Origin of the sequence: Caulobacter sp. 602-2, from assembly GCF_011043625.1 — a bacterium.
In the GTDB taxonomy this organism is placed as follows: Bacteria; Pseudomonadota; Alphaproteobacteria; order Caulobacterales; family Caulobacteraceae; genus Caulobacter.
Genome location: NZ_JAAKGT010000002.1, coordinates 413,774 through 429,605, shown reverse-complemented (window position 1 = coordinate 429,605; position 15,832 = coordinate 413,774). Strand labels below are relative to the sequence as shown.

Genomic DNA, 15,832 nt, shown 5'->3' with positions numbered 1-15,832 from the left:
AGAAAGTATGTCTGAGCGCGAGGTCACGGATAGGTTCAGCCCAGCGCATTGCCGCCGAAATTGGCGCAGCGCCGCGTCGCGCGTCCACTGTCAGCCCCCGTCACGACGAGGCGACTCCATGAATCGCTTGCGCTCAATGTAACCAGCCCCTAGGCGTTCCGGCTTGGTTCTGATTCAATGTCCGCCGTTGAGTCTAAATACGCTGGAGTTCAGCTCGCATGCGGAACGAAATTACATTCGTCGATTTGTTCTGCGGTGCCGGCGGGTTCACAGAGGGCATTCTTCTTGCCGGTGGGGCTGAACGCCGGTTCAAGCTTCTCGCCGCAAGCGACATTCACGAGAACGCCCATCATACGCACACGGGACGATTTTCCGGCCAACTCGGCCTGGATTATGAATTTATCACGAGTGATATTCGAGACGCTGATTTTCTTGATAGGCTAACCCAATCAGTCGGCGACGAGAGTGTTGATCTCGTTGTCGGGGGGCCTCCATGCCAAGGTTTCTCCCTGTTTGGCGCGCGAGAGAAAGATGATCCGCGAAATGATCTTTTTCGGCACTACCTAAAGGTCATTGCCGCGCTCCGGCCAAAGTATTTCGTGATGGAAAACGTTCCTGGATTGGCAATGATGTACGGCGGCGAAACCGTCCGTGAAATGTATCGGGCTGTTAGCGAGATGAAGGGCGTCAAGTATCATCTTGAAGGTCCTATAAAAGTGAATGCTTCAGAGTTCGGCGTGCCCCAGATGCGCGAGCGCCTGCTTTTCATCGGTTCGCGCGAGGATATGCCTGTACTCGATCAAGTTCCTGCCGTGATGGATCGAAGCTGGACCGCACGGGAGGCTCTCGATGATCTCAGCTTCCTGCGATCCTGGGATGAGGTGAGCGGGTATCATGAAAGCCACCCAGCTACGAACCGCTACCAAACGGAGAGCCGCCGCGGCCGCCTGTTTGAAATGTATGGCATCGAGCGGCCTAGTGCGTGCCTTGTTGGCCACGAAGCCTCCCGCCACACCCCCGACGTGATTGCGCGCTTCGCTATGATGGAGCCGGGCCGAGGCTTTGATTCAATCCCCAGAGGGCTCTGGGAGGGGCATCTTCAGTCATCTAAGAAATGGTGCGTGAGGCTTGATCCTGACCGGCCGGCCTACACGGTGACAACCCTGCCCGATGACTTCGTACACTATCGTCAGCATCGCATCCTGACGGCACGCGAATGGGCGCGGCTGCAAAGCTTCGATGATACGTTCGAGTTCTCAGGCCCTCGTGCCACTGGCGGCGGCGGCAAGGGAAACAAGAAGCGGACCGGAGCCCTTCCTCAATATACCCAGATTGGTAACGCGGTGCCGCCTTTGTTGGCTCGCGGTATTGGTGCAGCTATCCTAAGCGCAATCGAATCAAGTGTGCCGATCCGGAAGCGCGCCGCGAATGATATTCTTCGGAAAATACATTGAACAATTCCGGGGCGAATCTACGCCAGAGAAACTAGAGCTTGCCGAGCTTCTCGCTGCAACTCGGCTGAAATATAATATTCACGATGGTGGCAATCCAATCGCTGCGTTCGTCGCGTTCGTGGATCAGTATAACTGGCTTGGGCAGAGAGAGAACAAAGCCCGATTTGGCATCAGCGACAATCTTGCCCGCAACCTACCTGGGGCGATGCTGCAAGACTATTTGGTTCATCTCGCCATAAAGCTTTGCGAGCCGTATCCAAAGTTAGAGGTTTTCACCGAGGTAAAGGTTCCCTTCGGTCGATATCCGATTTGGCAGGGTGGAGAAGTAACTTGGGCTCAGCCATCGGAACGCTCCGACATCGCGGTCGGATATCGCGTCCGTGACGGTGAGTTCGTGTTTGATGAAGCTCCATGGCCTCGAAACGCGTACGAAAAACTACCTACTTCCGAGAGCGTCTTACCTATTGTTACGCTAAACTCGAAAATTAGAGTGTCTCAATCTGAATTCTTTGATTGGCACGGTCGCGAGCAACTCATGACCAAGGGGAACCCGCACTGCTTTTCCGTGCAGGTCGCCTTGCGAAAGGAGATGGATCTGAGCATTGTGGAAGCTGCTCAAGCGGGAGAGAAGTTCTTTCTTCTGGGTACTGGCGGAGAGCGCAATGTGCAGCCGAACCCCCTAGAGCTGACCCGGTTCGTAGACGCGTTCAATGATCACCTGGCCGATAAGATGCTGGTGACTTCGCCGCCCTGATCGAGGCCTTGTAAGGCAAGATAAAGCTACGGCGCCAACCCCATGGGTCGGCTGCCGTAAGTGATTGCCTGCACATCGTTTTTCGGCGCGGCGGTTTGGCGCCACGCCCTCGGACCTGGCGCCAGGTTGGCGCCATTCCCGAGCTAATCGGCTGATTTTCTTTGTTCTTTCCCGGCTTCGCCGGGGTGAGCCAGCCGTCGGGCGGCCCCTCAAGGGCGGCTAGCGCCGTCGCCTACGGCGATGGCCTTCGGCCACCCTTGACCGGCCACCCTTGACCGGCCGCCCGCCGCCCGGCTGGGGCTTGGCGTGCGGCTTAAGCCGCAATGAAAGCACGCTTTCGACCTGAGGGTAGGCTCCGACCTGTGGCCAGCCGCCAACGCTCCGGCTGAATTTTTTTCCAACCGGTAGGGTGTTGGCGTGCGGGAGGGGTCTTTACCCGGCGGACGAATGGCTCCGCGCGTCAGTGCGAACCTATGCCACCTAAAATCAAGACCGCGCCCACGGGCGCAGCTACTGCCCAAGCGATCGAGACCGAGGCCTCTCCAACCAAGACCAGAAGGCCCTACAAGCGCCGACCGGTGGTCATGTATCCCGAGCCGGTGTGGACCGAGTGGGAAGATCCCGACGACTTCGCAGAGGCCTTCCAGCTCCATGTCGAGCGACACGGGGAGAACGTCTACCGGCTGCACAAGGCGATCACCGCCCAGGGCTTCAAGATCGATCCCCAGACCCTCTACACGTGGAAGCGCGGCGACAAGGAGCCGCGCAGCGCCACGGGCCTTCGCGTGCTCAAGGCGATCGAGCGGCGCTATCGCCTGCCCGATGGCTACTTCTCTTCGAAGCTCGCTCACTCTGGGCGGATGATCACCGGCGGCGGGCTGGAAAAGCTCTCCGTAGTCGAGCGCCGGCGCCTGGCTTGGCACCTGCCCGACAACTTCGACCTGCTCCCCAGGGCCAAGCGCGCGGAGATCCTGGCCTGGGTGAGGACGGTGATTATCTCCGGCGCCACCGACTATCGCCGCTACCACGCCAACGCGGTCCTCCATCGCTTCTCGTTCCGGTTCTCGGAAGGCGCCTCGCCGCTGCCATTCCCCAAGCCCCGGCCGCTTGAGGAGCGCCTGGCCGACGAAGGCGCGCCAGAGGTTGGCAGGCCCGTGCAGACCGAGCGGGCGCCGATCATCCTCGATACAGAAGCCCGCGACCTGCGGCTCTTCAAGACCGCGACCCTGACGACCGGCGGCCGGGGCCGTAATGGCGTATGGAACGACGAGACCGCCAATCAGAAGATGGAGCACCTGGGGCTCCTCTTCGGGGCGCTGGCGGCCTGCCCAGAGGGCGAGGTTCGAGGCTACGGCGCGCCAGTCCGCTGCATGACCTTCGCGGTCCTGCTCTTCCCGGCTGTCTGGGACTGGTATCTGCGCTGGAGGGAGATCAAGCGCGGGTTCTTCACACGGTGGGAAAGCGAAATGCTCACCGTTGTCGCCGGCCTCACGCGCCAGGGCACGGGGTGGCTTCGCCAGTCGCCGCACCTGGCCGGCTACCTGCGACCCATCGCCGGCCTGATCACTCCGGCCGACATCGTGGCGGCGACCGAGGATTGGGATGGTGTGTGCGAGACCATCCACCGCCACGCCATCGTCAGGGCCAAGGAGGTCGATCGCGTGGCCCGCGTGCATCGCGACCCGTTCGAGCCGATCCTGACCATCCTGGAGGCCGATAGCCCGCTAGGCGAGTATCGCAAGATCTCCGAGGAGGTGCGCCGGCGCCGGCCCGATCGCCGCCGCTTCCCAGTCGCGGCCGCCGAGGCGACGCGGGGCTACCTGATGATCCGCATGGGGCTGCATCTGGGGCTTCGGCAAAAGAACCTGCGCCAGCTCCTCGTCGTGCCGCGCGGCCGCAGCCCGACGCCCGAGCGCCAGCTGGAAGCCCTCAAGAGGGGCGAGCTGCGATGGAGTGACCGGGACGGCGGATGGGAGGTCTTCGTGCCCGCCGTAGCCTTCAAGAACGCCGGATCGACCTTCTTCAGGAAGAGCCCGCTGCGCCTGATCCTGCCGGACCTGTCGGGCCTCTACGACGAGATAGACGTCTGGCTGCGGCTGGATCGGAAGGCCTTGCTGAAGACCCAGCCTGATCCGCGAACCTTCTTCGTCAAGACGGTGAAGAACAAGAGCAACAGCGGCGCCTACGAACAGCACAAGTTCTATGAGGCCTGGCGCTCGATCATCCAGCGCTATGGCATCTACAACCCCTACACGGGTCGAGGTGCGATCGAGGGGCTGCTACCGCACGGGCCGCACAATGTGCGCGACGTGCTGGCTACCCACGTCCTCAAGCAGACCGGCTCCTACGAGCAGGCCAGCTACGCCATCCAGGACACGCCCGACACCATCGCCGAGCACTACGGCCGGTTCTTGCCGCAGGATAAGGCCGCCCTGGTGGCGCAGGTCCTCAATCAGGTGTGGGGGAGCTGAGGTAGAGGTTTCGCGCCCCGCTTTAGGCTCTGGCGCGGAGGGCGGCGTTCGCGCCGCCCTTACTTTTTGAGGCGAACGCCCGCGCCACCGTTGGCATCGGCAACGACAAAGATGATGCCGCCTTCCTCAAGTACCTGTTGCACGCTGTCGAGAGTGCGTGAGTGCATATCGCCCTTACCTGACTCGTATCTTTGCACGGTCGACGGGGCGATCCCTGCGGCAGCGGCCAATTCTCGAACGCCCAAGCCGAGCGCAGTTCGAGCGAGCTTCATCTGCAAAGGGGTTATCATCGGCACAAAGATAGCGTCCGCGCGCACAGAGTGTTGATTTTATCGGTTCGCTGTGCGCATACTCGCGTACTACGAACTCAAACTCCACCGATCATAGCACTGATCGGACCGAGCGCCTGCGCCGGGAGCGCCCCCATGCCTAAAAACAAGGTCGATCGATCCCAGGTTTCCCGCCGCGCCGTGATCGGCGCCGCTGCCACGGCGCCAGCGCTGCCCGTCGGCGCTGTCGATTTCCTGCCAGGCGGCGACCCTGCCTTGGTGCGCTTCGGGACCTTCGTCGCGCTCGACCTTCGGATCTGCCGCCTCGTGAACCGTTGGGCGGATCTGGAAAGCGACGTCTTTCAGAACCACAACTGGCTCAATCTCACCGAGGAGCAGCAGCTTGCGCTTCCGCAGGGCCAGGAAATGGCCCGCATCGACGCCATGCTCCCTGACCTCTTCCGCCAGCGGCACGAGCTGACCGAAGCCTTGCCCAAGGTCGCCGCCGCCAACCCGACGGAGATCGCCGCCAAGGTGGCCGCAGCAGCGCGGTTGGTCGATCCGGAGGACAACGAACCGGCTCACCTGCTCCTGACCGGCGCCGTCCGTGATCTCGCCGCCATGCGCTGCCCGGACTGCAATCGTCCCCTCGTGTTGGAGGGCTGGATTGAATGGTCAGTGCGGGCCGGTAGGGACGGAAGTGCATGAACTAGCGGATGTGCATCCGTTCAGCCGCTGACCTGAGGAAGGGTCTCTAATGCCGCTCTCGGTGTATCTGACGTCGCACAAATGGCCCCAAAGGGGCGGAACTGCGGTCAATCGCGCTCTAACGGCGATTGAGGCAGTTCTGACTGGCGCGAAAGCTAAGCGCCCACATCGCTTGGAGCAAACGGTGATGGGCTCGGCATTTCCGACCGACTACAGGCTTGTGCATTCGTCCGCGCCGTCTCGCCGGACCTTTCGGCAGAGTATGGTTGTTGATGGTGATGGAACGACTGAGGCTGCTCGCTCCAGAAAGCTACCTCGGAAAGTTCATCGTAGTTTTCTGACGCCTAAGCAGTTGGAGAAACTACTCAAGGGCGCGCGGGCAGGGGGCTTTGAGCCAACCGAAATTGTAGTGGGGGCCAGAGGCGAGGTCCGTCTGCTGCTAGATCGCGACAAAGGCGCGCTTGTTGGACTTGCGACGAACGACTTCGATCTAGAATTCGGATGAAGAAGCGCCCGCCATATGTCAGCAAGTATGCTGATCGTCACGGCAAGGTCCGTTGGCGATTTCGTAAGAGGGGGCACGACGAAACCCAGACGACAGCGGTCTACGATACTCCCGGCTGGTGGTCGTGGTATTTTGCGGCTCTCAAGGGGCAACCGCGCCAGATTGGTAGCGATCGTACGAGCCCAGGGACATTCAATTCCCTGATCGTCGCCTACTATCAGTCATCCGGCTGGAAGCTCCTCCGATCGGCGACACAGACGGCCTACAGAGGTGAGATCGAGCGGTTCCGGAGCGCTCACGGCACCAAGCGGGTCAATGACCTTAAGAGCTCTCACATAGCGCGGATGATGGATCTCAAGGCTGACCAACCGGCGGCAGCGAACAACCTATTGCGCGTACTTCGGGTTCTCATGAGCTTCGCGCAATCGAGGGGGTGGAGGTCAGACAATCCGGCCGATGGCGTGAAAAAGCTGATCTATCGTTCCGATGGCTTTCACAGTTGGACAGATGGCGAGATCGCTCAATTTGAGAAGCGGTGGCCTGTCGGAACGCGAGAGCGCTTAGCTTTTGATCTGCTGCTCTACACAGGGCAGCGGAGTGCGGATGTTCGCACCATGACGCGTAGCCAGGTTGGGGGAAGCATAATCTGGCTGAAGCAGCAGAAGACTGACGAACGGTTGGAAATCCCGATACACCCTGCGCTCAGTGCGTCGCTTGATCGCTGTGGCGGCATCCATCCGAGTCTGATCACCACGCAGTATGGGGAGCCCTTTAGCGCGAAGGGCTTCGGGAACTGGATTTCCGCTGCGGCTGAGCGTGCCGGTCTACCCGCGGGCTGTAGCGCGCATGGCCTTCGGAAGGCAGCTGCCCGTCGCCTTGCTGAGGCAGGCTGCACACCTCACCAGATTGCAGCGATAACTGGCCACAAGTCGCTGAAGGAGATCGAGCGATACACGCGCGCAGTAGATCAGCGCATGAGCGCAGAGGCGGCAATGCGGAAGGTCCAAGAAGCCAGAAATGTCTAACCACCCACGCGAGTTAGACAAAAAATCGATCAACCATTTGAAAAATGTGAAGGATTTTCCGCCCGTGGCGGCCCGGGAGGGACTCGAACCCCCGACCTTCGCTTTAGGAAAGCGCTGCTCTATCCTGCTGAGCTACCGGGCCGCGTGCGCGGCGGAGAGGGTCCATAGCGCATGTTGCGCCGGGTGCGAAGCCTGACCGTCGCGGCGGCGCGGCGGATTGTCGCAAGGGTGCGGGGTGGAAACAGCTCAAGGCGCCGCTTCAAAGCCTTGATCTGGTTCGACTGTGCGTCGTCCGGAAGACTCTGTTAACCTTCCCGGCAACCGTGAGTAGATGCGTGCGTAATCACGCCTCTTGTTGTTGTCTTCCCCGCGCGTGCTAGGCTCGGGCCCCAGTGGATACGCGAGCGTCCTTTCGTATGTTGGATATGGCCGAGCACGACCTGTCGGACGGCGAAGACGATTCCGCCCTTCTGACCCTGGTCGAAACGATCGAGGAGCTCTCGGCCACCCGGACCATCGACGAGGTGGCCGCGGTGGTGCGCTCGTCCGCGCGCCGAATCTCGGGGGCCGACGGGGTGGCCTTCGTGCTGCGCGACAACGACTGCTGCTGGTACCTGGACGAGGACGCGATCGGCCCGCTGTGGAAGGGCAAGCGCTTCCCCCTGACCGCCTGCATCTCGGGCTGGTCGATGCTGAACCGCCAGACGGTGGTGATCCCCGACATCTACCAGGACGACCGCATTCCGCACGACGCCTACCGCCCGACCTTCGTCAAAAGCCTGGTGATGACCCCGGTGCGCACCCGCGACCCGATCGCGGCGCTGGGCGCCTATTGGGCCAATGAGCACACGCCGCCGCCGGAGATCGTGGCCAAGCTGCAGGTAATGGCCCGCGCCACCGCCGCGGCGCTGGAGAGCGGCCGGCTGCACGCCTCGCTGAACAAGGAGCTGGAGCGGCGCACCTTCCTGATGCGCGAGCTGGACCACCGGGTGAAGAACACCCTGGCCTCGGTGCAGTCGATCGCCAGCCAGACCCTGCGCACGGCCGCCTCGCCGCAGGCCTTCAACGAGTCTTTCGAATCGCGCCTGCTGGCCCTGTCGCAGGCCCACGAACTCCTGACCAAGCAGGCCTGGGGCAAGGCCCACCTGCGCGAGATCCTGGCCGCAGCCATGCGCCCGTTCGGCGGGCTGGAGGACGGCCGCTTCGTGGTCGAGGGGCCGCCGATCGAGATCACGCCCGAAGCGGCGGTGGCGGTGCACATGACCCTGCACGAACTGATCGTCAACGCCGCCAAGTACGGCGCGCTGTCGGCGCCGGCCGGGAAGGTCTTCGTCACCTGGCGCATCGAGGACGAGGGCGGGGCTCATCCCACTTTCGCCCTGGAATGGCGCGAGCGCGGCGGCCCGCTGGTGGCGCCGCCCGAGCCCAAGGACGAGGGTTTCGGCTCGCGGCTGATCCGGCGGGGCCTGTCGCGCGACCTGGGCGGCGCGGCCGTGCTGGACTTCGCGCCCGAGGGCCTGACCTTCACCTTCCGCGCGCCCCTGTCGCAAAGGCTGGCGGCGGCATGAGCGGGCGTCGGATCATGATCGTCGAGGACGAGGCGCTGGTGGCCATGATGGTCGAGGACCTGCTGACCGACCTCGGCTGCGAGGTCTCCGGCTCGTTCGGCGCCGTGGGCGAGGCCCTGGCCTATCTCGACGACGGCAAGTCGTCGCTGGACGGCGCGGTGCTCGACATCAACATCGGCGGCGAGATGGTGTTTCCGGTGGCCGAAGCCCTGCGGGCCAAGGGCGTGCCGTTCGTCTTCGCCACCGGCTACGGGGCCCTGCCGCGCAAGGGCTTCGAGGACGTCACCGTGCTGTCCAAGCCGATCAATTTCGGCCACCTGCGCGACGCCGTGCACGGGTTCGGCCAAGCTGCCTGACGGGCCGCGCGCCGGAAAATCATCGGGACGGCGTTAGTCCTGGCGACACGTCTCGCCGGAGCAGCCCCCGTGACCAAGACCCCCGCGTTCGGCCTCGTCGGCCTCGCCCTCGTCGCCGCCTTGGCCGCGGCGCCTGCCGGCGAGGCGGGGCCCTTGCGTGATCGCATGCGCGAGCGGATGGCCCAGCGCCTCCAGGACAGAAAGGCGGAGGAGGCGCGGCCGCTCGACCTGCAGGCCATCGCGCCGGGCGCCCGCAAGCTGGAGGTCCGCTACGGGGCCTCGGCCAAGCAGGCGATCGACGTCTATGTTCCGCCGGGCGCGCAGGGCGCGCCGGTGCTGGTCATGGTCCACGGCGGAGCCTGGAAGATCGGCGACAAGGCCAACAGCGGCTCGATCGAGAACAAGCTGAAGCACTGGCTGCCCAAGGGCTACGTGTTCGTCAGCGTCAACTATCGCCTGCTGCCCGAGGCCATGGCGGAAGGGCAGGCGCAGGACGTGGCGGCGGCGATGCGACTGGTCCAGGCGCGGGCCGGGGAGTGGGGCGGCGATCCCAAGCGGATCGTGCTGATGGGCCATTCGGCGGGGGCGCACCTGGCCGCCCTGCTGTCGGCCAGGCCCGACATGGTCGGCCGGCCGTGGGCCGGGACGGTGGTGCTCGATTCCGCCGCCATGAAGGTCTCCACCGTCATGGAGCGGCGTCACCCGGCCTTCTACGACGAGGCGTTCGGCGCCGATCCGGCCGGCTGGGCCAGGGTCTCGCCGATGGACCAGTGGACGCGCTCGGCCATGCCCATGCTGCTGGTCTGTTCCAGCCAGAGGCCCGACAAGCCGTGCGACGAGGCCAGGGCCTTCGCCGACCTGACGGCGCGGTCGGGGGTGACGACGCCGGTGCTGCCGCAGGCGCTGAGCCATGCCGACATCAACCGAACGCTGGGCCTGCCCGGCGCCTATACCCAGGCGGTCGACGCCTTCATCGGCGACGTCCTTAAGTAGCCGCGGGCCCCTCGGCTCGCGTTGACCTAAACCATGGTTGAGGTTTTAGAGGCTTCGTCGGTCAAGCGCTCCCACGGGGGAGCCGCGCCCCTGGAGCCGACGCCATGCCCCTTTCGCTGCAACGCCCGCGCTGGGTTCCCATCCTCGCCTGGCTGCTGGCCGGCTTCTTCGTGTTCGGGGCGATCGGCAATCTTCTGGCGCCGCCCGACATCGCCGCCAGCTACCGTCGCTGGGGCTATCCGGACTGGTTCCACGTCGTGACCGGCGTGCTGGAGCTGGCGGCGGCCGGGCTGCTGCTGCTTCGACGGACGCGGGCGGCGGGGGCCGCCCTGGCCGCGAGCGTGATGGGCGCGGCGGTGCTGACCGTGCTGCTGCACCGCGACCTTGGGCACCTGCCGCCGCCGCTGGTGGTGCTGGTGCTGTCGGGGCTGGTCGGCTGGGGCGCGCTGCGCGCTGGGCGGTCCTGAGGCCGGATCGGCGCCGAAGGTTCGGAAAGGTGTCGCTTGCGATGCAATCCGAACCCTTGCGGCAAGGCTTCGGCATGAGGGCGACACGCTTCGCCAGCCACAATAGGTAGCGCTAACCGCCTGCAACTTTCCCGCGCCGTGGCGGAAAGGACGCAGGCGGGAGTGGAAAACGGCGAGCCTTCCGAGGCGGGTTTGACTCGGGCGGGGCGGATGACTAATCGCTTTTGAGAATCATTATCGTTCTCGAAATGTGAGCCTCCCCGATGCCCCGTTCCCTGCGCGCCTTCCTCCTCGCCGCCGCCATGAGCCCGGCCGTTCTGGCCGGCATGGCCCATGCCGACGAGGCCCCGGCGGATGCGGCGGCGGACAGCAATGTGGACGGCGTGGTGGTGACCGGCGCTCGCGCCCGCTCGACCGGCGCGACCGGCCTGGATCTCAGCCTGCGCGAGACGCCGCAGTCGATGACCATCGTTGGCCAGCAGCAGATCCGCGACTTCGCCCTGACCAGCGTCACCGACCTGCTGGACCGCGTGGTGGGCATCAATGTCGAGCGGGTCGAGACCGACCGCACCTACTTCAACGCCCGCGGCTTCGACGTGACCAACTTCCAGGTCGACGGCGTGGGCCTGCCGCTGAACTGGGGCATCCAGTACGGCGAGATCGACACCATCCTGTTCGACCGCGTGGACGTGGTGCGCGGCGTCAACGGCCTGACCACCGGCGTCGGCAATCCCTCGGCCACGGTCAACTACATCCGCAAGCGCCCGATCGCCGGCTTCCAGGCCTCGGCTGCGGCCCAGTACGGTTCCTGGAACGACAAGCGCCTGGAGGCCGACGTCTCAGGCTCGCTGAACGCCTCGGGCACGCTGTCGGGCCGCCTGATCTACGCCAACCAGGACCGCGACTCGTATCTCGACCACTACAAGGTCAACCGGAACGTCTATTACGGCGTGCTGTCGTGGGACCTGACGCCGAAGCTGAACGTCACCGGCGGCTATTCGCAGCAGGACAACCTGGCCGACGGCGTGCTGTGGGGCGCCCTGCCGCTGAGCTTCTCGGACGGCACGCGCATTCCCTACAAGCGCTCGGCCAGCACCTCGGCCGACTGGACCTACTGGGACGTCAACGACAAGACCGCCTTCGTCGAGGCGACCTACCTGTTCGACAACGACTGGAGCGCCAAGGCCACCTACACCCACAAGGACGTCGAGCAGAACGCCAAGCTGCTGTACGCCTCGGGCTATCCGGACAAGACCACGGGCCTGGGCATCGGCGGCTTCGTCGGCCACTACCCGTCGGAGTCCAAGCAGGACCTGGCCGACGTGACCTTCAACGGTCCGGTCTCGCTGTTCGGCCGCAGCCACCAGCTGGTGTTCGGCGCCAGCTACGCCGAGCAGGCGCGCGAGGACTTCGCCTCGTCGGGCACCACCTATCCGGCCTATCCGTCGGTCTATGACTGGGGCAGCGTCGCCGAGCCGACCACCTATACCGACCTCTATTCGGCCGCCCAGATCAAGGACCGCCTGACCCGCGTGTTCGGCGCCGCACACCTGAACTTCACCGACCGCCTGAAGGGCGTGGTGGGCTTCAACGCCGTCGAGCAGAAGACCTCGGGCACGTCCTACGGCGTCGACCAGGGCCGCACGGTCTCCAAGACCAGCCCCTATGCGGGCCTGGTCTTCGACCTGACGCCGCACGTGTCGCTGTACGGCAGCTACACCGACATCTTCAATCCGCAGGCCGAGGTCGACGCCAGCAATCGCAAGCTCGACCCGGTGCAGGGCGAGAGCTTCGAGGCGGGCGTCAAGAGCGAGTGGTTCGGCGGCAAGCTCTACGCCAGCGCCGCGGTGTTCAAGGTCGAGCAGCAGAACCTGGCGACCGCCGCCGGCACGTTCGGCGCGGGCGATCCGGGCCCGGTGGGCTTCACCTACTACACCGGCGTCGACACCACCTCGAAGGGCTACGAACTGGAGATCAGCGGCATGGTCACCGACCGCTGGCAGGTCAGCGGCGGCTGGACCCAGCTGGAGCTCGAGGACAAGGACGGCAATGACGCCCGCACCTTCCTGCCGCGCAAGAGCCTGAAGGTTTCGACCACCTACAGCTTCCCCGAATGGCGCAACGCCAAGATCGGCGCGGCGCTGCGCTGGCAGGACGAGATCTCGGGCCTCGACACCTTCGTCGTCACCCAGAAGGCCTACGCCGTCGTCGACCTGATGGGCAGCACCGACCTGGCCGACAACGTCAAGGTCACGCTGAACATCAAGAACCTGTTCGACGAGACCTACCTCAACAGCGTGATGTGGGGGCAGGCCTACTACGCCGCCCCGCGCAACGCCTCGGTTCGTCTTGACTATCGCTTCTAAGAATCATTCTTAGAAATACCTTCCAGGAGCCGGCGCGACCGACCGCGCCGGCTCTGCTTGGTTCCGAGCAACCGGAGGCGGCCGAATGGACGCGCGCAATCTCGACACGCCCTACGCGCCGCCCGCCGCGCAGCCGGTGCGAAAGGCCGCTGGCGCGGCCAAGGCCGTCCGTGCGGCCGTGCGGCCGACCCTGACCTTCATCCACCGCTGGGTGGGTCTGATCATGGCCGGCTTCCTGTTCATCTCCGGCGTGACCGGCGCGGTGATCTCGTGGGACCACGAGCTGGACGACGTGCTCAACCCGCACCTGATGCACGCCAGGTCGGACGGTCCGGCGCTGCCGACGCTGGACATCGTCAAGGCGGTCGAGGCGCGCGATCCCCGGGTGATCGTTTCCTATTTTCCGCTGGTCGCCGAGCCGGGCGAGACGCTGGCCATCGGCGTCGACGCCCGCCAGGATCCCAAGACCGGCAAGCACTACGAGCTGGGCTACAACCAGGTGTTCATCGACCCGGCGACGGGCGTCGAGCAGGGGCGGCGTGAGTGGGGCGCAGTCTGGCCGATCAAGACCGAGACCTTCGTCTCGTTCCTCTATGTGCTGCACTACACCCTGCACATTCCCGAGTTCTGGGGCATCGACCGCTGGGGCATCTGGCTGCTGGGCGTGATCGCCGTCCTGTGGACGCTGGACTGCTTCGTCGGCTTCTACCTGACCCTGCCGGCCAGCGGGACGAACGGACGCAAGCCGGCCAAGAGCTTCTGGAGCCGCTGGAAGCCGGCCTGGCAGATCAAGACCAAGGCCAGCGCCTACCGCATCAACTTCGACATCCACCGGGCGTTTGGTCTGTGGCTGTGGGGCGTGCTGTTCGTGGTGGCCTTCACGGCCTTCTCGCTGAACCTCTACAGCGAGGTGTTCTATCCGGTGATGTCGAAGATCTCGAAGGTCTCGCCGACGCCGTTCGACACCCGCGTGCCCACCAGCCACGACAACCCGATCCTGCCCAAGCAGACCTACGAGACGATCATCGCCAAGGCGCGGGCCGATGCGCAGGCGCGCGGCTTCACCGCCCCGGTCGGCGGGGCCTTCTATTCGGCCCACTACGGCATCTACGGCGTGGCCTTCCACAAGGTGGGCGACGATCACGGGGCCGGCGGCGTGGGTCCGCCCTACCTCTACTACGACGGCGCCGACGGCCGTTACCTGGGCGAGCGCCTGCCCTGGAAGGGCACGGCGGCCGACATCTTCGTCCAGGCGCAGTTCCCGCTGCACTCGGGTCGGATCCTGGGCGTTCCCGGCCGCATCCTGATCTCGCTGACGGGCCTGGTGGTCGCCGCGCTCAGCGTCACCGGCGTGGTCATCTGGCTGAAGAAGCGCCGGGCCCGGGTGCTGCGGAAGAAGCCGGGCTAGGGACGGCTCCCGAACAGCCTTGGCCGGCCAGCCAGGCGGCGGCCGCCGCCTCGGCCTGGTCCGGAGGGACGGTCTCGTCGGGGATCAGGGGTCCATCATGGACGTGGCCGGTGCGGTCCTCGATGAGAGCCGTTGTCAGGGCCAGCACCGCGCCGTCGGGCAGGGGCATGCCGGTGTTGGCGGTGGTGAAGCCCGCGCTGGGCTGGCCGAAGGTGCGCGTGGCGGGGCGGCCCGCGAAGGCGATGGCCACGTCCTCGCCGGCGCTGCCGGTGCGGGGGCCGAAGAGTACGGCGACGGGCGCATCCTGATTGCGCAGGGGCCGGCCGGGGTCGGGATCGACCATCCAGGGCCTGGCCGCGGACGTCGGCGCGACGAACCGGCCGTGCGGTCCGGGCCCGAGCAGGGGCGAAAGGCCCCAGACGCCGCCGTACATGTCGCCGCCGGTGTGGCCGCGCAGGTCTATCATCCAGCCGCAGGCGCCGGCGGCTTCGGCCGTGCGCAGGATGTCGCGGATCGCCGCCTGGTAGGGCTTTCGCCCGTCGGGACCCCGGCTGTGCAGACGGGGCAGGGCGATCACGGCGACGCCGCCGGCCATCCGCGCGGTGGGCAGCGGCTGGGCGGTCGCGACGGGCGCGCCGCCGGGAGCCTGCGCGGCGGGCGGCGGCCTCAGGAAAGTGTGGCGCTCGCCCAGCGCGTTGATCGTCGAGCGGATGGCGGCATAGGTCTGGGCGGGCCGGGTCGCGCCGGCCGTCGCCGCGTAGGCGCGGGCCCTCAAGGCCGGCCAGTCGGCCTTGGCGCTGTTGAGATGGTGCTGCTGCATAAGGTCCAGAGCGCGGTCGAGATAGGCCTTGGCCTCGCCCGTCGGGACCGGATCGGCCGGCCCGAGGTCCTCAAGGCGGGCGTCGTCGATGCGCACGTCGCCGGCCGTCCGCAGCACCAGGCCGGCGCGGGCGCCCCGGGCGTCGGCGGGCACATAGGCCTCGACCGAGACGCGGGACCAACCGCGGGAGGTCGCAACGCGGTCGATGGAGTTGTCGACCGTGGTCGGCTGCCCTTCCGGACCGTCGACCGCCAGCCACAGCCCCGCTGCGCCGCTGGTCTCGCCGTTGCGCAGCATCGCCGAGAAGCGGATGCGATGGCCGCGAAGACCCTCGAGGTTCAGGGCCTGCAGGATCGTCCCCTGAGGCGGCGGGCCCTGGTCGTCGACGCCGGCCTCGCGCCACAGCCGGCCCGAGGTCGGACCCGTGGCGGGCGCCTCGCTGCTGGTCTCGAACCGGAAGCCGGCCTGGCGCACGACGTCGGGAACGAACCAGCCCGCCGGCGGTGCGCCGTCGTCGCCGGATTCGAAGCCGGGATTGCGCAACAGCGGGGCGGAGGGCTCCGCCGCCGACAGGCTCATGGCCGCCGTGATCGCGATCAGCACCGCCTTGGCCATCGTCGCCTCCCCCCCTTTTCCGTCCAGGGCAGGGGAGCTCAACCTTGGGGCGC

The 15,832-nt window shown here is 65.6% G+C and carries 13 protein-coding genes and 1 tRNA gene; 11 read left to right on the top strand and 3 right to left on the bottom strand.

The features are described from left to right. Positions 1-218 precede the first annotated feature (218 nt). The 3 genes from G5B46_RS06435 (at position 219) to G5B46_RS06425 (ending at position 4,679) form a co-directional block, all read left to right on the top strand. Positions 219-1,454, top strand: a complete 1,236-nt coding sequence (locus tag G5B46_RS06435; RefSeq protein WP_165257093.1) for a DNA cytosine methyltransferase — start codon at positions 219-221, stop codon at positions 1,452-1,454. Continuing rightward, on the top strand, positions 1,429-2,208 hold the full coding sequence (locus G5B46_RS06430; RefSeq protein ID WP_165257091.1) for a hypothetical protein: 780 nt from the start codon (positions 1,429-1,431) through the stop codon (positions 2,206-2,208). Before G5B46_RS06435 ends, G5B46_RS06430 begins: the two co-directional genes overlap by 26 nt. Positions 2,209-2,792: 584 nt before the next feature. After that, entirely contained in the window at positions 2,793-4,679 is a 1,887-nt protein-coding gene (locus G5B46_RS06425) for a hypothetical protein (protein WP_240903391.1), read from the top strand. A gap of 59 nt (positions 4,680-4,738) precedes the next feature. Here the strand turns inward: G5B46_RS06425 and G5B46_RS06420 are convergent, their stop codons facing one another. Then, positions 4,739-4,951, bottom strand: a complete 213-nt coding sequence (locus G5B46_RS06420; RefSeq protein ID WP_165257577.1) for a helix-turn-helix transcriptional regulator — start codon at positions 4,949-4,951, stop codon at positions 4,739-4,741. A gap of 153 nt (positions 4,952-5,104) precedes the next feature. Between G5B46_RS06420 and G5B46_RS06415 the strand changes: the two genes are divergently transcribed. After that, on the top strand, positions 5,105-5,656 hold the full coding sequence (locus G5B46_RS06415; protein WP_165257088.1) for a helicase: 552 nt from the start codon (positions 5,105-5,107) through the stop codon (positions 5,654-5,656). A 501-nt stretch (positions 5,657-6,157) separates the two neighbouring features. Beyond that, the gene (locus tag G5B46_RS06410) at positions 6,158-7,186 is read left to right on the top strand and encodes a tyrosine-type recombinase/integrase (RefSeq protein ID WP_165257087.1); all 1,029 of its coding nucleotides are present in this window, start codon (positions 6,158-6,160) and stop codon (positions 7,184-7,186) included. A gap of 65 nt (positions 7,187-7,251) precedes the next feature. On the opposite strand, the gene G5B46_RS06405 is transcribed toward G5B46_RS06410, so the two are convergent. Then, positions 7,252-7,328: transfer RNA gene (locus tag G5B46_RS06405), tRNA-Arg, on the bottom strand. 274 nt (positions 7,329-7,602) lie between these two features. Between G5B46_RS06405 and G5B46_RS06400 the strand changes: the two genes are divergently transcribed. From G5B46_RS06400 to G5B46_RS06375, 6 genes are all read left to right on the top strand, one after another. Continuing rightward, a complete protein-coding gene (locus G5B46_RS06400; RefSeq protein WP_165257086.1) occupies positions 7,603-8,754 on the top strand; it encodes an HWE histidine kinase domain-containing protein in 1,152 nt (383 codons plus the stop codon). Further along, positions 8,751-9,110 carry a response regulator gene (locus G5B46_RS06395; RefSeq protein ID WP_101714972.1) on the top strand — a complete coding sequence of 120 codons (360 nt, stop codon included), beginning with the start codon at positions 8,751-8,753 and terminating at the stop codon, positions 9,108-9,110. Before G5B46_RS06400 ends, G5B46_RS06395 begins: the two co-directional genes overlap by 4 nt. A 69-nt stretch (positions 9,111-9,179) precedes the next feature. Continuing rightward, a complete protein-coding gene (locus G5B46_RS06390) occupies positions 9,180-10,103 on the top strand; it encodes an alpha/beta hydrolase (protein WP_346764880.1) in 924 nt (307 codons plus the stop codon). A 104-nt stretch (positions 10,104-10,207) separates the two neighbouring features. Then, positions 10,208-10,570 carry a DoxX family protein gene (locus tag G5B46_RS06385; protein ID WP_165257084.1) on the top strand — a complete coding sequence of 121 codons (363 nt, stop codon included), beginning with the start codon at positions 10,208-10,210 and terminating at the stop codon, positions 10,568-10,570. Between the two features lie 263 nt (positions 10,571-10,833). Beyond that, complete coding sequence (locus G5B46_RS06380) at positions 10,834-12,936, top strand: TonB-dependent siderophore receptor (protein ID WP_165257083.1); 2,103 nt, start codon at positions 10,834-10,836, stop codon at positions 12,934-12,936. 85 nt (positions 12,937-13,021) lie between these two features. Then, positions 13,022-14,344, top strand: coding sequence for a PepSY-associated TM helix domain-containing protein (locus G5B46_RS06375; RefSeq protein WP_165257081.1), 1,323 nt, complete (start codon positions 13,022-13,024; stop codon positions 14,342-14,344). Here G5B46_RS06375 and G5B46_RS06370 read toward each other — a convergent pair. Continuing rightward, complete coding sequence (locus G5B46_RS06370; RefSeq protein ID WP_165257080.1) at positions 14,292-15,779, bottom strand: S41 family peptidase; 1,488 nt, start codon at positions 15,777-15,779, stop codon at positions 14,292-14,294. The two genes, G5B46_RS06375 and G5B46_RS06370, sit on opposite strands and share 53 nt — an antisense overlap. Positions 15,780-15,832: the final 53 nt, after the last annotated feature.